The sequence below is a fragment of the Brachybacterium tyrofermentans genome, from assembly GCF_014897585.1.
GTDB classification, from domain to species: domain Bacteria; phylum Actinomycetota; class Actinomycetes; order Actinomycetales; family Dermabacteraceae; genus Brachybacterium; species Brachybacterium tyrofermentans.
In genome coordinates this window covers 109,959-128,408 of sequence record NZ_JABUXW010000002.1, presented here as the reverse complement: position 1 = coordinate 128,408, position 18,450 = coordinate 109,959, and the positions used below count along the sequence as shown (strand labels likewise).

The following is an 18,450-nucleotide window of genomic DNA, read 5'->3' as shown; positions in this document are numbered from 1 at the left end:
TCTCGCCGATCACGCGGTCGCCGGGGGCAGCTTCTCCAGGATCCGGGTGCGCAACAGATCTGCCTGGTCGGCGAGGGCCCGCTGGCGTCGGACGTACTCGGCCTTGCCGGCGGCCGTCTCGATCGGCACCACGCCGTAGCCGAGCGGGCGCACGTCGTAGGGGCTCGCCTCCATGTCCAGCACCCGGGTCTCCCGAGCGTGCTCGAAGCAATCCAGCACCAGATCCGATGGCAGCAGCGGCGTGAGCTTCATGGCCCATTTGTAGAGGTCCATCCCCACGTGGAGGCAGGCAGGGTTGTCGAGCTCGACCTGCGTGCCGCGGGTGGGCTGGAGGACGTTGCGGGGCGTGGACGTGGGGGTGAAGAACCGGAACGCGTCGATGTGCGAGCACACCAGGTTCTCCCGCTCCACGACGTGATCGGTCTCGGCGGAGCTCAGGCGCAGCGGCAGATCCTCATGGCGCTGCGCGCCCTCGGGCACCCGGTGCACCATCGCCCATTCGTGCAGTCCGAAACATCCGAACTGCGGCCGACGACGGGCGAGCGACGAGGAGGAGAGCAGCCGTGTGATGAAGGCGAGGGCATCGGCGCGGTCGCTGAGATAGCGCGCGACATCCGCGCGACGCTGCCGCCCGTCCGCCGAGGTGGGATCGGGCGTGGAGTCGACATACCAGGAGCGGCTCCCGGCCTCATCGACGTCGGCGATCACGGGGTCCCCGTGCTCGTCGAGGTCGGCGGAACGGTCATAGGCCACGTCCCATCCCGGATGCCAGCGCCGCAGCTTGGCGGGCGAGAAGGGGTAGTAGGTGAACAGGAAGTCCTCGACCGGGTGCTTCTGACCGGCCTGTCTGCGCGCACGGTGCGCGGCCGTCAGGGCATCTGCTCGACTCTCATGGGCGAGACGTGCTTCCTGCGCCTGGGCCGCGGAGAGGAACCGTGCGGGTGCGGCGACGGTCGGAGTGCTCTGTGTGTTCATCCCGTGCGCCCCTCCTCGTCGTTCCCGTGCGGTCCCGGCGTCCGGTGAGCATCCCGCCCGTCCCGTTCTACGGACAAGCCCCGTCCGCTGGTCCCTCACCTGCTCGTCGGCGTCCTGCACGTGCCGGTCCGTGCCATCGTACGAGGCCCCCGCTCTCCGTTCCTCCCCAGAGTGTCTGCGTCCACACCCTGCACCCGCTCCCGACGACGGATGTCCTTCTCTCCCTACGGTCAGCTCACGAGGGATCGCGACGGACCGCGACCGGATGAGGAGCATCAGGGATGACCGGCATCAACTACGACTGCGCGCACTGCGGGGAGCACCACGACGGCACGGACGGCTCGGTGGAGAGCCCGTGGCCCGCACTCGGCTTCCGCCGTCCGGATCCCTATCTGGAGCTCGACACCCACTCCCGGAGATTCCACGCTTTGGCGAACAACGACCTGTGCCTCATCGACCGGGCCCGCGGCGCCGACTGCTTCCTGCGTGCGATCCTCCCGATCCCGATCACAGGGGAGGAGGCCACGCTCGAGTACGGGCCCTGGGTCCAGATCAGCAGGATCTGCTACGACGACTATGTCGACCACTACGACGATCCCGACCATCGTGAGGACTATGCCGGGCAGCTGGCCACCGCGATCCCGGGGTACTCCGGCACGCTCTCCGTGCCGGTGCAGGTCTGCACGCGCGGCAGCCAGCGCCCGCTGCTCGTGCCGGACTCGACCTTCGGGCACCAGCTCGTGCGCGATTTCTACGAGGGGATCGCCCGCACAGAGGCCGAGCTGCGCATCCGGTCGATGCTGCTGCCGGCGGCGGACCTGTGACCGTGTGTCGAGCCACGAGCTGCTGGCTGCGATCAGGCCGCCGGGCCCGGGCTGTCCGGGTCAGGCCTCGTCGAACACCGAGGACTGCGGGACCGGAGCCTCCGCGAGGAGCTCCCGTACCCGGGGGATGACCTTCGTGCCGTACAGCTCGATGGACTCCATGAGCTGCTCATGAGGCATCGGGCCGTTGGAGTACTTGAGGTCGAAGCGGTCCACGCCGAGCGTGCGGATCGTGTCGGCGATCTTCGTCGCGACCGTCTCGACCCCGCCGGCGTAGAGGGCGCCATGCTGCGTCTCCGACTCGAACTCCGCGATGCCGGAGGGGCCCCAGCCCCGCTCGCGGCCGATCTGGTTGCGGTTGTGGATCCAATGCGGTGCGAGCTGATCGCGAGCGGTCCGATCGTCGGCGGCGATGTGTCCGGGGGAGTGCACACCCACGGGGAGCCGATCGTTGCCGAGCTTCTCGGTGGCCTCATGGAACAGGTTCACGTAGGGCGCGAAGCGGTGCGCGGGACCGCCGATGATCGCCAGCATGAGGGGAAGCCGGTGGCGGGCTGCACGCACCACGGAGTTCGGGCTGCCGCCGACCGCGACCCAGGTGGGCAGGGCGCGCTCCATGCGCGGATGCACCGATTGCTGTGTCAGCGGCGGTCGGATGCTGCCGGACCATGTGATGGGCTCCTGCCTCAGTGCCTCGCTGAGCAGGTCGAGCTTCTCCTCGAACAGAGTCTCGTAGTCCTGCATGGCGAAGCCGAAGAGGGGGAAGGACTCGGTGAACGAGCCGCGCCCCACGGTCAGCTCGGCGCGGCCGTTCGACAGCGCGTCCAGGGTGGAGAAGCGCTCGATGACTCGGATCGGATCATCTGAGCTCAGCACGATCACTGCGGTGCCCAGCGTGATCTGGTTCGTGAGGGTCGCGAGGCCGGCCAGCACCGTGTCCGGAGCGCTCACGGCGAAGTCCGGCCGGTGGTGCTCCCCGATCGAGAAGTGGTCGATCCCCACCCTGTCGGCGAGCTCGCCCTGCGCGATGACGTCGCGGATCACCTGCGCGGGTGGGACCGCAGACCCCTCGAGATCGACGGTGACGTCGCCGAAGGTGTCCAGTCCGAAGGTCACGGCGTGCGGATCGAAGGTCATGGGGTCAGAACTCCTGAGTCGTCCGGCGGGGCGTCGCCACCGGCATGATTTATGTTTCAAGTATAGGGCGTGTGTGTGGCCGCGTCCAGGGTGGCGCTTGTCGAGGCGAACCGGCTGAACCGGCTGAACCGGCTGAACCGGCTGAACCGGCTGAACGGGCTGAACTGGCCGAATTGGCAGGCCATCGGTGGGGACCTCTCCCCATCGACGAGCGACGGGTTCTCTTCGAGGATGGAGGTCCATCGCGGCACCGTCATCGGTCGTCCAGCAGGGACTGCCGCGTCGATAGTCCGTCCAGGAGGACCTCATGTCTGCCATCCGCCCCCGCGCCATCGCCCGCCCCCTCGCTCTCGCTGCGGGAGCCCTTGTCGCGCTCTCCGGGTGCGGGCTGCTCGGGCCCGGCGTGGTGGAGTCCGCGGAGGTCGAGCAGAAGATCTCCGATCTGTTCACGGAGCAGGTCGGCCAGGCACCGGATGAGGTCGACTGCCCTGACGACCTGAAGGCCGAGGAGGGTGCCGAGATGATCTGTGCGCTCACCCTGGAAGGGGAGAGCATGGACGTCAAGGTGACCGCCACCTCCGTGGACGGCGAATCCGTGAACTTCGACATCGAGCCGATCGACGACACCGAGTGAGCGATCTCCGGGCTCGGATGTGACTCCTGCACGGGCCCGGGGGCGGTGGCGGATGGACCTCTAGACTGGCGCCATGCGCATTGCTCGATTCACCACCGGCGAAGATCCCATGTACGGCATCGTCCAGGAGAAGGACGGCCAGGACATGGTCTATGGGATCACCGGGGACCCCTTGTACACCGATATCCGCCCCACCGGGAAGGTCCTCCCTCTCGAGGACGTCCGCCTGCTCGCCCCCGTCATCCCCCGCTCGAAGGTGGTGTGCGTCGGCCGCAACTATGCGGCTCACGCCGCCGAGCTCGGCAACGAGGTGCCCGAGCAGGCACTGTTCTTCCTCAAGCCGAACACCACCGTCGTCGGCCCCGGCGATCCCGTCGTCATCCCGGCCTACAGCCAGGAGGTCAGCCTCGAGGCGGAGCTCGCCGTGGTCATCAAGCGGATGGCCAAGGACGTCGCCGCCGAGGACGTCGCCGATGTGATCCTCGGCTACACCTGCGCCAACGACCTCACCGCACGGGACTCCCAGCGTGATGAGGACCAGTGGTTCCGCGCCAAGGCCTTCGACACGTCCTGCCCGATCGGCCCCTGGATCGAGACCGACCTCGATGCATCCTCCGTCTCAATCTCCTCGAGCGTCGACGGCGAGATCGCCCAGGACGGCTCCACCGCTGACATGATCCGCTCCGTCGCCGACCTGGTCGCCGAGATCTCCAGCGTCGTGACCCTGCTGCCCGGGGATCTGATCCTCACCGGTACCCCGGCCGGCGTCCGGACGGTCGACGCCGGCTCCACGATCGACATCAGCATCGAGGGGATCGGCACGCTGTCCAATCCCGTCGTGCGCCGCTGACCCCTCGCCTCTTCAGACCCACATCTCCCCACCTTCAGGAGCACTCCGCGTGACCACCACCCCGGCCCAGACCTCAGCCCCGACCGACGAGGTCCGGGTGCGCTTCTGCCCCAGCCCCACCGGCACCCCGCACGTCGGCATGGTGCGCACCGCCCTGTTCAACTGGGCGCACGCCCGTCACCATGGCGGCAAGCTCGTCTTCCGCATCGAGGACACCGACGCCGCCCGCGACAGCGAGGAGTCCTACCACCAGCTGCTCGACGCGATGCGCTGGCTCGGCATCGACTGGGACGAGGGTGTCGAGGTCGGCGGGCCCCACGGGCCGTACCGCCAGTCCGAGCGCGCGGACATCTATCAGGAGGTCATCGCGAAGCTGAAGGACGCCGGACACATCTACGAGTCGTACTCGACCGCCGAGGAGATCGTCGAGCGTCACCGTGCCGCGGGCCGCGACCCCCAGCTCGGGTACGACGGCTACGACCGTGATCTCACCGAGGAGCAGAAGGCGGCCTTCCTCGCCGAGGGCCGCCATCCCACCTGGCGCCTTCGCATGCCCGATACGGACCTCACCTTCACGGACCTCGTGCGCGGCGAGATCACCTTCAAGGCCGGCACCATCCCGGACTTCGTCGTGGTGCGCGCCAACGGCCAGCCGCTCTACACGCTCGTGAACCCCGTCGACGACGCGCTCATGCGGATCACCCACGTGCTGCGCGGCGAAGACATCCTCTCCTCGACGCCCCGCCAGATCGCTCTGTACCGGGCGCTCATCGAGATCGGCGTCGCCGAGCGGGTCCCCGAGTTCGGCCACCTGCCCTATGTCATGGGGGAGGGGAACAAGAAGCTCTCCAAGCGCGATCCCGAGTCCAACCTGTTCCTCTACCGCGAGCAGGGCTTCCTGCCCGAGGGCATGGTCAACTACCTCGCTCTGCTGGGCTGGGGCTACAGCGCCGACGAGGACATCTTCAGCCGCGAACAGATGGTCGAGCGCTTCGACGCCTCGGACGTGAACCCGAACCCGGCGCGCGTGGACATCAAGAAGGCCACTGCCATCAACGCTGACCACATCCGCCGGCTCACCGAGGCGGACCTCGCAGAGCGCCTGGTGCCGTACCTCCAGCAGGGAGGTGTGCTCGGCGAGACCGTCACCGAGGAGCAGCGGACTCTGGTCGTCGCAGCGACTCCACTGGTCCAGACCCGCATGAACCTGCTCGGCGAGGCGCCCGATCTGCTGGGCTTCCTGTTCACCGCGGATGCGGACCTCGAGGTGCAGCCGGACGCCCTCAAGAAGCTCGGCGACGACCCTGTGGGCGTGCTCGAGCGGGCGATCCAGGAGATCGACGCCGTTCCCGAGGAGGACTTCACCGCAGCGGCGCTCGAGCCCGCACTGCGCGCGGCGATCGTCGAGGACATGGGCATCAAGCCGCGGCTGGCCTTCGGGCCCCTGCGCAGCGCCATCTCCGGCCGACGGATCTCCCCGCCGCTGTTCGAGTCCATGGAGCTGCTCGGGAAGTCCTCGAGCCGTGCTCGCCTGAGCGCCCTGCGGGATCGGCTCGCCGCGGAGGCCTGAGCCTTTCGGGCGCTGTGGGGCGGCGTGCTCAGCCTCACAGCGTCCGGAGGCCTTCTCGCTTTGTCTTGTCGGGAAGAACCCGGTAGAGTCTTACCTCGGTACGGCATGGAAGTTCGGCCCGGAAAGACCTCGGAAACCACCGAGGATCAGACCAGGAAGAGAAGAGAAAAACGTACTGTCACCATGGGGTATGGTGTAATTGGCAACACAGCGGTTTCTGGTACCGTCGTTCTAGGTTCGAGTCCTGGTACCCCAGCGCTTCACGGCTTTTCAGCTGTGTGGTCCGCGCCCCGTTCGTCTAGCGGCCTAGGACGTCGCCCTCTCACGGCGGTAACACCGGTTCAAATCCGGTACGGGGTACGACGCGAGATCTTCGGATTACGCGCAGGCCCCGTTCGTCTAGCGGCCTAGGACGTCGCCCTCTCACGGCGGTAACACCGGTTCAAATCCGGTACGGGGTACGACGCGAGATCTTCGGATTACGCGCAGGCCCCGTTCGTCTAGCGGCCTAGGACGTCGCCCTCTCACGGCGGTAACACCGGTTCAAATCCGGTACGGGGTACGGACAGGAGTCGATGCCAAGCGCATCGGCTCCTTTTCTGTTTCCGGAATCGATGCGTTCTGTTGCCGGGGTCGGTCTGCTCGCGGCACCCGCACGGTCGGCGTCCGATCCCTCGCCGACATCCCGTCCGTTTCCTGGAATGTGCTCGCGAGCCGGGGTATCGTCATGTTATGAGCCACGTCACACCCTCGTCCTCCCGGCCGAAGATCACCGTGGGTGTCTTCGATGCCGATGAATCCGATCTCGCGGTGCGCTGGGCCGCACGGCATGCGGACCGCGTCAGCGGCGTGCTGCACCTGGTCCACGCCTTCGTCTGGACCGAGCTCGATGTGAACACCGATCCGATCCCGGGGATGACCGGGTCGGGCATCCGCAACGCGGCGCACGGGCTCATCGAGGATGCGCTGGCGATCGCGCGGGAGGAGCGCCCGGATCTGCCGATCACCTCGGAGATCGTCGATGGCAACGCCGTCCCCGTGCTCGTCGAGGCGAGCGCCGACTCCGATCTCGTCGTCGTCGGCGGCCGGGGGATGGGCCGACTCCTCACGCTGATCGTCGGATCCAAGAGCCTCGCCCTGGCGGCACGCTCACAATGCCCCGTCGTGGTGGTGAGGGGCCAGATCGACGGTGAGGGACCCATCGGCCTCGTGCATCACGAGAGCGCCACCGAGGTCGTGACCCGCGCCGCGGACCTCGCCACCGCCTACGGGAGGGACATCCACCTCGTGGTCCGTGCCGAGACCACGCCCGAGCAGGCTCAGGAGATCCTCGCAGGCACCAGTCAGCGCGTCGCTCTGACGCATCCCGGTGTGTACGTGGGCGATGTGACGATCGCGGCGGGGGCGAGTGCCCGGCAGCTCGTCGAGGCCAGCGAAGGGGCGAGCATCATGGTGGTCGCGGGGGAGCGGACCCACGGCCCGGACAAGCCGCTCGCCGCCCCCCGGCAGCTGGTCACGGTGCTGCGCTTCGCGAACATCCCGGTCTGGATCGAACGGGACTGATGAGGTTCAGGCGCCGGCGCGACGCAGCAGCTCGGTGAGATGGTTCGCGGAGCTCATCACGGACGCCGCATGGAGTCGACCGGGCTGACGGGTGATGCGCTCGATCGGCCCGGAGATGCTCAGGGCTGCGACCACGCGTCCGTTGGGTCCGCGCACAGGGGCGGAGACCGATCCGACGCCCGGCTCGCGCTCCCCGATGGACTGGGCCCATCCGCGGCGGCGCACGGCCGAGAGCTGTGTCGCGGTGAAGCGTGCGCCGAGCAGGCCGCGGTGCAGGCGGTCCGGCTCCTCCCAGGCGAGCAGGATCTGCGCGGCGGAACCGGCCTTCATGGTGAGCGCCGCACCCAGCGGCACGGAGTCCCGGAGGCCGATCGGCCGCTCGGCCGCGGCGACGCAGATGCGGTGGTCGCCCTGGCGGCGGTAGAGCTGCGCGGATTCGCTGGTGTGGTCCCGCAGAGCGGCCAGCACCGGGCCCGCGGCGGCGAGCAGGCGATCCTCGCCGGCGGCGGCGGCCAGCTCACCCAGGCGCGGGCCCAGGATGAAGCGCCCCTGCATGTCACGGGAGACCAGATGGTGATATTCGAGCGCCACTGCCAGGCGGTGGGCGGTGGGTCGAGCCAATCCGGTCGACTGCACCAGCTGGGCGAGCGTCGCCGGGCCTGCCTCCAGGGCGCCGAGCACGACGGCCGCCTTGTCGAGCACGCCGACGCCGCTGCCGTTCTCCTCCGAGATCTTGTCCATGCTCCGATACTGCCGTCTTATTTGGTGAGACGCAAGTGCGTCGGATCGTGGACCCGCACACGATGGGTGCTGCGCTTGCACCCCGAGCGCGTTCCAGCATGCAGACACGCGTCCACACGACGGACGCAAGGAAGGATCGACATGGCGGGGACCCTCGCAGAGAAGGTCTGGGCGGACCACGTTGTCCGTCGCGGAGAGAACGGCGAACCGGACCTGCTGTACATCGATCTCCAGCTCCTGCACGAGGTGACCAGCCCGCAGGCGTTCGACGGCCTCCGCGAGGAGGGCCGCACGCCGCGCCGCCTCGACCAGCAGCTCGCGACCGAGGACCACAACACCCCCACGATCGACATCGACAAGCCGATCGCGGACATCACCTCGCGCACCCAGATCGACACCCTGCGCCGCAACGCCGAGGAGTTCGGCGTGCGGATCCACAGCCTCGGCGACCTCGACCAGGGCATCGTGCATGTCGTCGGCCCGCAGCTGGGTCTGACCATGCCGGGCATCACCGTGGTCTGCGGCGACTCGCACACCTCGACCCACGGTGCCTTCGGGGCGCTCGCCTTCGGCATCGGCACCAGCGAGGTCGAGCACGTGCTCGCGACCCAGACGCTCTCGCTGAACCCCTTCAAGACCATGGCCATCACCGTCGACGGCGCCCTCAAGCCCGGCGTCACCGCGAAGGACATCATCCTCGCGGTGATCGCGAAGATCGGCACCGGCGGCGGCTCGGGCTACGTGCTCGAGTACCGCGGCGAGGCGATCCGGACGCTCTCCATGGAGGGCCGGATGACGATCTGCAACATGTCCATCGAGGCGGGCGCCCGCGCCGGCATGATCGCGCCGGACGAGACCACCTTCGAGTACGTCCAGGGGCGCCCGCATGCCCCGCGCGGCGCGGACTGGGACGCGGCCGTCGAGCACTGGCGGACCCTGCGCAGCGCCGATGACGCCACCTTCGACGCCGAGGTGCACATCGACGCCGATGAGCTCGAGCCCTTCGTCACCTGGGGCACCAACCCCGGTCAGGGCCTGCCGCTGTCGGCATCGGTCCCCGCCCCGGAGGACTTCACCGACGACAACGCTCGCGTGGCCGCCGAGAACGCCCTGGAGTACATGGACCTCGTGCCCGGGACGCCCCTGAAGGACGTCAAGGTCGACACCGTGTTCATGGGCTCGTGCACCAACGGCCGCATCGAGGATCTGCGGGCCTTCGCCTCCGTGCTCGAGGGCCGTCAGAAGCACCCCGATGTCCGCGTGCTGGTCGTCCCCGGTTCGGCTCGGGTGCGCATCCAGGCGGAGCAGGAGGGCCTGGACAAGGTCTTCCTCGGCTTCGGTGCCGAATGGCGCCAGGCGGGCTGCTCGATGTGCCTGGGCATGAACCCGGACCAGCTCGCCCCGGGCGAGCGTGCGGCCTCCACGTCCAACCGCAACTTCGAGGGCCGCCAGGGCAAGGGCGGACGCACCCACCTGGTGTCCCCGGTCGTCGCCGCCGCCACCGCAGTGCGCGGGACGCTGTCCTCCCCGTCGGACCTGGGCGCCGCGAGCGCCCCCTCCGACCTCCAGCCCGTCGCCTGATCAGGAGCATCGCCATGGAAGCCTTCACCACCCATACCGGCATCGGTGTCCCGCTGCGCCGCAGCAATGTCGACACCGACCAGATCATCCCGGCCGTGTACCTCAAGCGGGTCACCAAGACCGGGTTCGACGACGGCCTGTTCAACGCCTGGCGCACGAACGATCCCGACTTCGTGCTCAACCGCCCCGCCTACGCGAAGGGCTCCGTGCTCGTGGCGGGCCCTGACTTCGGCACCGGCTCCTCGCGTGAGCACGCCGTGTGGGCGCTGCGCGACTACGGGTTCAAGGCCGTGCTCTCCAGCCGCTTCGCGGACATCTTCCGCGGCAACGCCGGCAAGCAGGGCCTCGTCGCCGGGGTCCTGTCCGAGGACGACCTCGAGCAGCTGTGGAAGATCCTCGAGGAGGCGCCCGGCACCGAGGTGACCATCGACCTCGAGAACCGTCAGGCCCACGCGGGCGAGGCTGGAGCTGTCTTCCGCTTCGACGTCGACGACTACACCCGGTGGCGCCTCATGGAGGGCCTGGACGACATCGGCCTGACCCTGCGCCACGAGCAGGACATCACCGACTTCGAGGCGACCCGCCCCGGCTGGATGCCCAAGACGCTCCCGGCGCGCACGATGGACACCGTCTGACCGCTCAGATCTTCTCCTGCGGGGCCGCTGCGACCTATGACGAGGGTCGCAGTGGCCCCGCAGTCCGCTCCGGTATGGTGACTCGGTCAGACATCGGGCGTCCCGGGCGCCTGCTCAGCGAAGCAAGGACACTATGAGCTCGACATTCCACGTCCGTGGGGGCAGCCCCCTCAACGGTGAGATCACTGTCCGTGGCGCGAAGAACCTGGTCTCCAAGGCCATGGTCGCGGCCCTGCTGGGGACCAAGCCCAGCGTGCTCCACTCCGTCCCGGACATCCGCGACGTGCAGATCGTCTCGCAGCTGCTGTCGATACATGGCGTCAAGGTCGAACGGGACGTCGTCGGCGGCACGCTGCGCATGGATCCCTCCAACGTCGAGCGCGCCCATGTGGCAGACATCGACGCGCACGCCGGAAGCTCCCGGATCCCGATCCTGTTCTGCGGCCCGCTGCTGCACCGTCTGGGCGAGGCGATCATCCCCGACCTGGGTGGCTGCCGGATCGGCGACCGCCCCATCAACTACCACCTCGACGTGCTGCGCAACTTCGGCGCCGTCGTGGACAAGCGTGAGATGGGCATCTACATCACGGCCCCGAACGGGCTGCACGGCACCAAGATCCACCTCGAGTACCCCAGCGTCGGAGCGACCGAGCAGGTGCTGCTGACCGCCGTCCGGGCGAAGGGCATCACCGAGCTCACGAACGCGGCCGTCGAACCCGAGATCGAGGACCTCATCGCGGTGCTGCAGAAGATGGGTGCGCTCATCTCCGTGCAGACAGATCGCACCATCACGATCGAGGGCGTCGAGGAGCTGGGCGGCTACGAGCACGTCGCGATCCCCGATCGCATCGAGGCCGCTTCCTGGGCCTGCGCCGCCTTGGTCACGAAGGGGTCCGTCTTCGTGCGCGGCGCCGAGCAGAAGCCGATGGCGACCTTCCTGAACATCTTCCGCAAGGTCGGCGGCGGGATGGACATCACCCGTGAGGGCATCCGGTTCTACCATCCCGGCACGCCGCTGCGGGCGATCGCGGTGGAGACCGATGTGCACCCCGGCCTCATGACCGACTGGCAGCAGCCGCTGGTGGTCGCGCTCACGCAGGCCGACGGCATCTCCATCGTGCACGAGACGGTGTACGAGAACCGGCTCGGCTTCACCTCTGCGCTCAACGACATGGGCGCCCACACCCAGGTGTACCGCGAGTGTCTCGGAGGGTCCAGCTGCCGCTTCGGCCGCAGCAACTACAACCACTCCGCGGTGATCTCCGGTCCGCGGTCGCTGACGGCCGCGGACATCACCGTCCCGGACCTGCGCGGCGGCTTCTCGTATCTCGTGGCCGCACTCGGCGCCGAGGGGGTCTCCACCATCCGTGGCATCGACCTCATCGACCGCGGGTACGAGTCCTTCCGCGAGAAGCTCACCGCCCTCGGCGCGGAGTTCTGGGAGAACTGACGCCGCGAGGGATGCATCGCCCTGCGGAGGCCCTGTACCCGGGCTGAACCGACGATCCACTGCGAGCTGAGGGAGCACAGCTGATGATGAGCGAGAACGTCTCGGCGGATGCCGAGCTGCATACGGGCGAGAACCCCCTGGCCGCCACGGCCGGGAGCTCGCTGGCGCTGCGCGACATCCCGATCCCCGACTACTGCGACGTGGTCATCGTCCCCACCGGAGGCGTCGACGAGCCCGACCCGAGGGTCTGGGCCGACGCGATCTTCTCGCATGAGAACACGCCGCTGTCCAAGCGGGGGATGCGCGCGCTGCGCGATGAGGCGATCCGCCTGTTCGACATGGTGCCGCCGCCGGAGCGGGAGTACGTGGCCGACGAGGTCGTGGGCTCCGAGGCGCTGATCATCGACGACGACGACAAGATGCACGTGCGGATCGGGGTGGCGCTGCTTCCCGGCGGGCAGCTGCTCCAGGTCACCACCGCGGTGAAGTTCCGCTCGGTGCGCGGACGCCTCGCCTTCGCGCCGCGCCGGCTGATGCATGCCGCCGCCGTGAACACGCTCGCCCGTCGGGCGCCGACGACGCTGAGGCGGCGCACCATGGTCGGTGGATCGTCCGTGCGCGCCCTCACCGGGCAGGCCACGCGCAAAGCCCTGGGCCGCACGCCGTCCTCCGACCGGTGAGCATCTCGCCGGCGCGCAGCTGGGATCTGGGCACGTCCCGGGCCCCGGCTCGGCGGGCCGGGCTCGTCGTCGGCCTCGCGCAGCTGCCACTCCGACCCCTGATGAGCCTGCTCGCGCGCCCCGTCTGGATCGGCGCCGAGAACCTCCCCGCCGAGGGGGCCGCGATCGGCTGCGGCAACCACCTCGGCCCGATCGACGCCTTCCTCTACGGCCAGCTCCTGCAGGCCCACGGCATCGCGCCGCGCTTCCTGGCCAAGGAGGCGATGTTCCGGGTGCCCGTGCTGGGCGCGCTCCTGCACGGGGCCCGGCAGATCCCGGTGCACCGGGGCACCTCCCGGGGCGGCGATGCCCTGGACAGCGCGCGCGAGGCCCTGGGCCGTGGCGAGATGCTCATGATCTTCCCCGAGGGCACCTACTCCCGGGACCCGGAGCTGTGGCCGATGCAGGGGCTCCTGGGGGCGGCCCGCCTGGCTCTGGACACGGGCGCTCCGCTGGTGCCCATCGCGAGCTGGGGCGGCCGCAGGCTGTGGCCCGTCGGCTCCCTGGTCCCGCGCCCCGGACCCGGCCGCCGCGTGACCATGCGGGTGGGGACCCCGTACACCGTCGCGCAGCGGGACGACGAGACCCCGCAGACGGCGGCCCGTCGCGTGACCGCGGACCTGATGACCCGGATCGCCGCCCTGCTCGGAGAGATCCGCGGGCAGGAGCCGCCGAGCGTCCTGCACGACGGCAGGACGGATGGCCACCGACCTGAGGTGGGGGCTCCGCAGCGCGGCTACCGTGCTGTGAAGCAGGCGTGATGCAGAGCCAGGCATCACGCAGAGATGGTGACGCAGCGACGATGACGCAGAGAGACAGCGACGCAGGGAGGAGGCAGGGATGACACGACTGGCCGTTCTGGGTGCCGGCAGCTGGGGCACCACCTTCGCGCAGGTCCTCGCGGACGGTGGCGCGGACGTCACGCTGTGGGCGCGCCGCGAGGAGGTGGCCTGCGAGATCCGTGAGGCGCACCGAAACAGCGCCTACCTCGGGGACCGCCTGCTCCCGGACGCCGTGGGGGCGACCTCCTCGATCGAGGAGGCGTTCGACGGGGCCGACGGGATCGTGCTCGCGGTGCCCGCCCAGTCGATGCGCGCGACCCTCGAGTCGTGGCCCGCTCTCCCGCCGGTGCCCGTGCTCTCCCTCACCAAGGGGATCGAGCGGGGCACCGACTCGCGGATCAGCAGGATCATCGCCGAGGCCGGGGGAGCGGAGACCGAGCGCATCGGCGTGCTGTCCGGCCCGAACCTCTCCGGGGAGATCGCCGAGCGCCGCCCCTGCGCGAGCGTCGTGGCGGCCGACTCCGAGGAGCTGGCCTCCGTGCTCGCGACCTGGTGCGAGGCCCCCTACCTGCGCACCTACACCTCCACCGACTTGGTCGGGGTCGAGATCGCCGGGGCCGTCAAGAACGTCATCGCGATCGCGGTCGGTGCCGCGACCGGTCTCGGCCACGGCCACAACACCACCGCGAGCCTGATCACCCGCGGGCTCGCGGAGATCACCCGGCTCGGGGTCGCGCTGGGCGGTCGCCGGGACACCTTCGCCGGGCTGGCGGGGATGGGCGACCTGGTCGCCACCTGCTCCTCGCCGCTGAGCCGGAACCACCGCCTGGGACTGGCGCTGGGACGCGGCCTCGATGTACGGGCCGCGGCGGCCGAGGTGGGCCAGACGGCCGAGGGCGTCGCGACGGCGCGTGCCGTGTCGGAACTGGCCGCGCGACTCGGGATCGAGATGCCCATCACCGACGCCGTGGTGGATGTCGTCGATCACGATGCGCGTATCGACGAGGTCACCACGGCCCTGCTGGCGCGCGGCGTGCGCCCGGAGTGAATATCCTTTCGGCATGAGAACCACCGTCGCCCTTCTGTTCGGCGGCCGCAGCGGAGAGCACGGCATCTCGTGCGTCACCGCCGGCGGCATCCTCGCTGCGATCGATCGAGACCGTTTCGACGTGCTCGCGATCGGCATCACCCGCGAGGGGGCCTGGGTCCACGTCTCCGACGATCCCTCGGACTGGACCCTGGTCGACGGCCGCGCCCCCGAGGTGGCGTCCGAGGGCGCCGAGGTGCTGCTGCCCTCGACCCGTCGGCAGCCCGGCGGACGCAGCGAGCTGCGGACCGTCGTCGAGGGCGCGGTGCGCCCGTTGGCCGAGATCGACGTCGTGTTCCCGGTGCTGCACGGCACCTACGGCGAGGACGGCACCGTCCAGGGCCTGCTCGAGCTGCTGGACATCCCCTACGTGGGCTCCGGGGTGCTCGCGTCGGCGACCTGCATGGACAAGGCGGCCACCAAGCAGAGCCTGGGCGCCGCCGGGATCGAGTGCGCCCCCGGCATCACGGTCCACGAGGACCGCTGGGCCGCCGGAGCCGGGGAGGTGATGGACCACCTGGAGCGTCACCACCCGTTGCCCTGGTTCGTGAAGCCCGCCCGCGGCGGCTCCAGCCTCGGGGTCAGCCGGGTCAGCGATCCCGCCGAGCTCGAGGCCGCGATGAAGACCGCCTTCGCGGAGGATCCCAAGGTGCTCATCGAGGAGTCCGTGATCGGCCGCGAGGTCGAGTGCGGTGTGCTCCAGGGCGGCGACGGCTTCGAGGCGCGCACCACGGTGCCCGGCGAGGTCAGGGTCGGGGAGGACCTGGACTTCTACGACTACGAGGCGAAGTACTTCGGCAAGGGGACCGTGAGCATCGACGTGCCGGCCTCCCTTCCCGATGCCCAGCTCGAGGAGGTCCGCGAGGTGGCCGCCCGTGCCTTCTCCGTGCTGGGCCTGGAGGGTCTCGCCAGGGTGGATGTGTTCGTGACCGACGATCACCGCGTGGTGGTCAACGAGGTCAACACGATGCCGGGCTTCACCCCGTACTCGATGTTCCCGGTGCTCTGGCAGAACATGGGGCTCTCCTACGCCGATCTCATCACCGATCTCGTCGAGCAGGCCCGCGGGCGCCGTCCCGGTCCCCGCTGAGCGACAGCGCCGCTGCCGCCGCCGGCGCTGCCCCGGTGCTGCGCCGGCCCGGGCTCAGCTCGTCGGCTCGTCCCCGGGGCCCACGCAGTGATCGGTGGCCTCGATGTTCCGGCTCACCACCTGGGCGAGGTCGAGCGCCGCACCGCTGGGCTGGTCCGGCGCCGCGGAGAGCGGCACCGTGATGTCGATCGCGGGCTCCCGCCCGTAGGACGTGTACTGGAACACGTCGCCCTCGAGCTCGCGGATGATCCAGTCGATCTGCACCCCGTTGCCGTCCTCGAGGGTCGTGCACTGATCCGTGGTCGGCCCGGGAGGAGTGACACCGCAGCGCATGACCACGGTGTCCTCGCCGCTGCCCCAGGCGGCGGTGCCCTGGCTCGAGGTCTCCGTGCGGTCCATGCCCAGCACCTGCGGCGGGGCCGCGAGGATGATGTCGGCGCAGACGGGATCGGTGGCCTCGGGACCGGCGGGCACCTGCACGGTGCCGCAGGAGGCCAGGGTCACGGCCAGCAGACCGGCGGCGGCGAAGGCGGGAAGACGGGAGCGGAGCACGGGGGGAAGGCTACCGGCCGAACCTGCGTCGCCGCCGATGCCCGCTCTCCGGCACACTGGGGTCATGACCGGCGACACGCGACTCGGGGAGGCCGGGCTCCTGGCCCGCATGCTCCCTCACCTGGCCACCGACCCCCGGATCGAGGTCGGCCCCGGGGACGACGCCGCCGTGGTGCGGTTTCCCTCGCCACGCATCGTGGTCACGACCGACACCCTCGTCGAGGGGCACGACTTCCTGCCCGCCACGACGACCCCGAGCTGGATCGGGCACAAGGCCGCCGTGCAGAACCTGGCCGATGTCGCCGCCATGGGGGCCCGGCCGCTCGCCCTCGTCGTCGCGCTCTCCGCCCCGGCGGAGACCCCCGCCCCGGTGTTCGAGGAGCTCACGATCGCCCTCGCGGGGCGCGCGGAGGCCGACGGCGCCTATGTGGTCGGCGGCGACCTCGGCACCTCGGACCGCCTCACGGTGACGGTCACGGCACTCGGATCGCTCGAGGACGATCAGGCGCCGGTGCTGCGCTCGGGAGCCCGCCCCGGCGACGTGCTCGCGATCGGTTCCCCGCAGCTGGGCCGCTCCGCCGCCGGCCTGGCCCTCGTGCTCTCGGGTCGGATCCGGGTGCAGGACGGCCAGGTCCTCGGGGCGGACGGCACGACCCTCGCGGAGGAGGGCCACGGCGATCTCGTCGCCTGGCACGACGCCCCCGAGCCGGACCTCGCCCTGGGGTGGACCGTCGGCCGCGGTGCGAGGGCGATGATGGATCTCTCCGACGGGCTCGTACGGGACGGCACCCGGATCGCGAGAGCCTCCGGCGTGCTCCTGGACCTGGACGCCGACGCCCTCGCCCCGGACGTCTCGCAGCTCGCCGATCTCGCCGCCGAGCTCGGCGAGGACCCCTGGGCATGGGTGCTCCACGGCGGCGAGGAGCACGCGATGCTCGCCACCTTCGCCGCCGGGAGCGTGCCCGCGGGCTTCCGACCGATCGGGCGGGTGCTGCCCGCCGACGGAGAGAAGGCCCACGGCGTGCTCCTGGACGGTGCCCCGATCGAGGGAACAGGTTTCGACCACTTCGGGGACCAGGCCTAGTCTGTCCCCATACCCCTCGAGCGTCCCTCGAGGGCATCCCGACCTCCTGAAGGAGACCCCCATGACGATCACTGTGAAGGCACTGCAGAAGACCGGCCCCGAGCAGCCGTTCCAGGTCGCGAGCATCGAGCGCCGCGACCCGCGTCCCGCCGACGTCGTGATCGACATCAAGGCCGCCGGGATCTGCCACAGCGACATCCACACGATCCGCAACGAGTGGGGCGAGGCACACTTCCCCCTCACCGTCGGCCACGAGATCGCCGGCGTCGTCGAGGCCGTGGGCTCGGACGTCACCGACTGGAAGGTCGGGGACCGCGTGGGCGTCGGCTGCATGGTGGACTCCTGCGGCACGTGCGAGGAGTGCCGCGCCGGCCAGGAGCAGAACTGCCTGGAGGGCAACGTCGGCACCTACAACGCGACCGACGTCGACGGCACGATCACGCAGGGAGGCTACGCCCAGAAGGTCGTCGTCGACGAGCGCTTCGTGTGCCGCATCCCCGACGGCCTGGACTTCGATGTCGCCGCACCGCTGCTGTGCGCCGGCATCACCACCTACGCACCGCTGGCCCGCTGGGGCGCCGCGGACTCCAAGGACGGCGCCCCGAAGAAGGTCGCCGTGCTGGGTCTGGGCGGCCTGGGCCACATGGGCGTGCAGATCGCCGCCGCCATGGGCGCCGACGTCTCCGTGCTGTCGCGCACCCGCAAGAAGGAGCAGCTGGCCATTGAGCTCGGTGCCCAGCAGACGCTCGCCACCTCGGAGGACGGCTTCTTCGCCGACCACCGCGGAGAGTTCGACATCATCCTCAACACGATCAGCGCCGACATCCCCGTCGACAAGTACCTGAGCCTGCTCAAGCCCCGCGGCGTGATGGCCGTGGTGGGCCTGCCGCCGCAGAAGCAGCCGCTCAGCTTCGGCTCGGTCATCGGCGGCGGCAAGGTGCTGGCCGGTTCGAACATCGGCGGCATCGCCGAGACCCAGGAGATGCTCGATTTCTGCGCCGAGCACGGGATCGCCGCGCAGATCGAGACGATCGGGATCCACGAGGCGGACGCCGCCTACGAGCGCGTGGTCGCCGGCGAGGTCTTCTTCCGCGTCGTCATCGACACCGCGACCTTCGAGGACGCCGAGGTCGCCTGACAGCCCTCACGGCACGACAGCGCCCGCGACGCCCCTCG

The 18,450-nt window shown here is 69.9% G+C and carries 18 protein-coding genes and 4 tRNA genes; 18 read left to right on the top strand and 4 right to left on the bottom strand.

What is annotated here, in order from left to right; all coding sequences use genetic code 11:
- Positions 1 to 9 precede the first annotated feature (9 nt).
- On the bottom strand, positions 10 to 975 hold the full coding sequence (locus INT49_RS01855) for a 3-methyladenine DNA glycosylase (protein ID WP_193116018.1): 966 nt from the start codon (positions 973 to 975) through the stop codon (positions 10 to 12).
- Between the two features lie 281 nt (positions 976 to 1,256).
- Here INT49_RS01855 and INT49_RS01850 point away from each other — a divergent pair, with 281 nt between their 5' ends.
- Positions 1,257 to 1,799 (top strand): DUF2199 domain-containing protein, encoded by a 543-nt coding sequence (locus INT49_RS01850; RefSeq protein WP_193116017.1) that lies wholly within the window; start codon positions 1,257 to 1,259, stop codon positions 1,797 to 1,799.
- A gap of 60 nt (positions 1,800 to 1,859) precedes the next feature.
- Here the strand turns inward: INT49_RS01850 and INT49_RS01845 are convergent, their stop codons facing one another.
- Complete coding sequence (locus INT49_RS01845; protein WP_193116016.1) at positions 1,860 to 2,936, bottom strand: LLM class flavin-dependent oxidoreductase; 1,077 nt, start codon at positions 2,934 to 2,936, stop codon at positions 1,860 to 1,862.
- A gap of 307 nt (positions 2,937 to 3,243) precedes the next feature.
- On the opposite strand from INT49_RS01845, the gene INT49_RS01840 reads away from it, so the two are divergent.
- From INT49_RS01840 to INT49_RS01805, 8 genes are all read left to right on the top strand, one after another.
- Entirely contained in the window at positions 3,244 to 3,570 is a 327-nt protein-coding gene (locus INT49_RS01840; protein WP_193116015.1) for a DUF4333 domain-containing protein, read from the top strand.
- A gap of 73 nt (positions 3,571 to 3,643) precedes the next feature.
- Positions 3,644 to 4,420: a fumarylacetoacetate hydrolase family protein gene (locus tag INT49_RS01835; protein WP_193116014.1), complete on the top strand. Its 777-nt coding sequence runs from the start codon at positions 3,644 to 3,646 to the stop codon at positions 4,418 to 4,420.
- Positions 4,421 to 4,469: 49 nt separating this feature from the next.
- Positions 4,470 to 5,990 (top strand): glutamate--tRNA ligase, encoded by a 1,521-nt coding sequence (gene gltX / locus INT49_RS01830; RefSeq protein ID WP_193116013.1) that lies wholly within the window; start codon positions 4,470 to 4,472, stop codon positions 5,988 to 5,990.
- Positions 5,991 to 6,174: 184 nt separating this feature from the next.
- Positions 6,175 to 6,246, top strand: a tRNA-Gln gene (locus INT49_RS01825).
- A 31-nt stretch (positions 6,247 to 6,277) separates the two neighbouring features.
- Positions 6,278 to 6,350 (top strand) — tRNA-Glu (locus tag INT49_RS01820).
- A 28-nt stretch (positions 6,351 to 6,378) separates the two neighbouring features.
- Positions 6,379 to 6,451, top strand: a tRNA-Glu gene (locus INT49_RS01815).
- Positions 6,452 to 6,479: 28 nt separating this feature from the next.
- Positions 6,480 to 6,552: transfer RNA gene (locus INT49_RS01810), tRNA-Glu, on the top strand.
- A 170-nt stretch (positions 6,553 to 6,722) separates the two neighbouring features.
- Positions 6,723 to 7,553 (top strand): universal stress protein, encoded by an 831-nt coding sequence (locus INT49_RS01805; protein ID WP_193116012.1) that lies wholly within the window; start codon positions 6,723 to 6,725, stop codon positions 7,551 to 7,553.
- 6 nt (positions 7,554 to 7,559) lie between these two features.
- Here INT49_RS01805 and INT49_RS01800 read toward each other — a convergent pair whose 3' ends face one another.
- Positions 7,560 to 8,294: an IclR family transcriptional regulator gene (locus INT49_RS01800; protein ID WP_193116011.1), complete on the bottom strand. Its 735-nt coding sequence runs from the start codon at positions 8,292 to 8,294 to the stop codon at positions 7,560 to 7,562.
- Positions 8,295 to 8,435: 141 nt separating this feature from the next.
- Here INT49_RS01800 and leuC point away from each other — a divergent pair, with 141 nt between their 5' ends.
- The 7 genes from leuC to INT49_RS01765 all read left to right on the top strand — a co-directional run bounded on the left by leuC (position 8,436) and on the right by INT49_RS01765 (position 15,638).
- Positions 8,436 to 9,875, top strand: a complete 1,440-nt coding sequence (gene leuC, locus INT49_RS01795) for a 3-isopropylmalate dehydratase large subunit (protein ID WP_193116010.1) — start codon at positions 8,436 to 8,438, stop codon at positions 9,873 to 9,875.
- Positions 9,876 to 9,889: 14 nt separating this feature from the next.
- Positions 9,890 to 10,510, top strand: coding sequence for a 3-isopropylmalate dehydratase small subunit (gene leuD / locus INT49_RS01790; RefSeq protein ID WP_193116009.1), 621 nt, complete (start codon positions 9,890 to 9,892; stop codon positions 10,508 to 10,510).
- Positions 10,511 to 10,643: 133 nt separating this feature from the next.
- Positions 10,644 to 11,960 carry a UDP-N-acetylglucosamine 1-carboxyvinyltransferase gene (murA, locus tag INT49_RS01785; protein WP_193116008.1) on the top strand — a complete coding sequence of 439 codons (1,317 nt, stop codon included), beginning with the start codon at positions 10,644 to 10,646 and terminating at the stop codon, positions 11,958 to 11,960.
- An 83-nt stretch (positions 11,961 to 12,043) separates the two neighbouring features.
- Complete coding sequence (locus INT49_RS01780; protein WP_226849613.1) at positions 12,044 to 12,640, top strand: DUF2867 domain-containing protein; 597 nt, start codon at positions 12,044 to 12,046, stop codon at positions 12,638 to 12,640.
- Positions 12,637 to 13,440, top strand: coding sequence for a lysophospholipid acyltransferase family protein (locus INT49_RS01775; RefSeq protein WP_319021468.1), 804 nt, complete (start codon positions 12,637 to 12,639; stop codon positions 13,438 to 13,440). The genes INT49_RS01780 and INT49_RS01775 overlap by 4 nt, the downstream gene beginning before the upstream one ends.
- Before the next feature lie 79 nt (positions 13,441 to 13,519).
- A complete protein-coding gene (locus INT49_RS01770) occupies positions 13,520 to 14,509 on the top strand; it encodes an NAD(P)H-dependent glycerol-3-phosphate dehydrogenase (RefSeq protein ID WP_193116007.1) in 990 nt (329 codons plus the stop codon).
- A 13-nt stretch (positions 14,510 to 14,522) separates the two neighbouring features.
- On the top strand, positions 14,523 to 15,638 hold the full coding sequence (locus INT49_RS01765) for a D-alanine--D-alanine ligase family protein (protein ID WP_193116006.1): 1,116 nt from the start codon (positions 14,523 to 14,525) through the stop codon (positions 15,636 to 15,638).
- A gap of 54 nt (positions 15,639 to 15,692) precedes the next feature.
- On the opposite strand, the gene INT49_RS01760 is transcribed toward INT49_RS01765, so the two are convergent.
- Complete coding sequence (locus INT49_RS01760; RefSeq protein WP_319021467.1) at positions 15,693 to 16,190, bottom strand: DUF3515 domain-containing protein; 498 nt, start codon at positions 16,188 to 16,190, stop codon at positions 15,693 to 15,695.
- A gap of 64 nt (positions 16,191 to 16,254) precedes the next feature.
- Between INT49_RS01760 and thiL the strand changes: the two genes are divergently transcribed.
- Both thiL and INT49_RS01750 read left to right on the top strand, forming a co-directional pair.
- Positions 16,255 to 17,274 (top strand): thiamine-phosphate kinase, encoded by a 1,020-nt coding sequence (gene thiL / locus INT49_RS01755; RefSeq protein WP_193116004.1) that lies wholly within the window; start codon positions 16,255 to 16,257, stop codon positions 17,272 to 17,274.
- Positions 17,275 to 17,335: 61 nt separating this feature from the next.
- A complete protein-coding gene (locus INT49_RS01750) occupies positions 17,336 to 18,412 on the top strand; it encodes an NAD(P)-dependent alcohol dehydrogenase (RefSeq protein ID WP_193116003.1) in 1,077 nt (358 codons plus the stop codon).
- Positions 18,413 to 18,450 lie beyond the last annotated feature (38 nt).

Coding starts and splice junctions, on each gene's coding strand:
- INT49_RS01855 (WP_193116018.1), bottom strand. CDS start 975: ATGAACACACAGAGCACTCCGACCGTCGCCGCACCCGCACGGTTCCTC.
- INT49_RS01850 (WP_193116017.1), top strand. CDS start 1,257: ATGACCGGCATCAACTACGACTGCGCGCACTGCGGGGAGCACCACGAC.
- INT49_RS01845 (WP_193116016.1), bottom strand. CDS start 2,936: ATGACCTTCGATCCGCACGCCGTGACCTTCGGACTGGACACCTTCGGC.
- INT49_RS01840 (WP_193116015.1), top strand. CDS start 3,244: ATGTCTGCCATCCGCCCCCGCGCCATCGCCCGCCCCCTCGCTCTCGCT.
- INT49_RS01835 (WP_193116014.1), top strand. CDS start 3,644: ATGCGCATTGCTCGATTCACCACCGGCGAAGATCCCATGTACGGCATC.
- INT49_RS01805 (WP_193116012.1), top strand. CDS start 6,723: ATGAGCCACGTCACACCCTCGTCCTCCCGGCCGAAGATCACCGTGGGT.
- INT49_RS01800 (WP_193116011.1), bottom strand. CDS start 8,294: ATGGACAAGATCTCGGAGGAGAACGGCAGCGGCGTCGGCGTGCTCGAC.
- leuC (WP_193116010.1), top strand. CDS start 8,436: ATGGCGGGGACCCTCGCAGAGAAGGTCTGGGCGGACCACGTTGTCCGT.
- leuD (WP_193116009.1), top strand. CDS start 9,890: ATGGAAGCCTTCACCACCCATACCGGCATCGGTGTCCCGCTGCGCCGC.
- murA (WP_193116008.1), top strand. CDS start 10,644: ATGAGCTCGACATTCCACGTCCGTGGGGGCAGCCCCCTCAACGGTGAG.
- INT49_RS01780 (WP_226849613.1), top strand. CDS start 12,044: ATGATGAGCGAGAACGTCTCGGCGGATGCCGAGCTGCATACGGGCGAG.
- INT49_RS01770 (WP_193116007.1), top strand. CDS start 13,520: ATGACACGACTGGCCGTTCTGGGTGCCGGCAGCTGGGGCACCACCTTC.
- INT49_RS01765 (WP_193116006.1), top strand. CDS start 14,523: ATGAGAACCACCGTCGCCCTTCTGTTCGGCGGCCGCAGCGGAGAGCAC.
- thiL (WP_193116004.1), top strand. CDS start 16,255: ATGACCGGCGACACGCGACTCGGGGAGGCCGGGCTCCTGGCCCGCATG.
- INT49_RS01750 (WP_193116003.1), top strand. CDS start 17,336: ATGACGATCACTGTGAAGGCACTGCAGAAGACCGGCCCCGAGCAGCCG.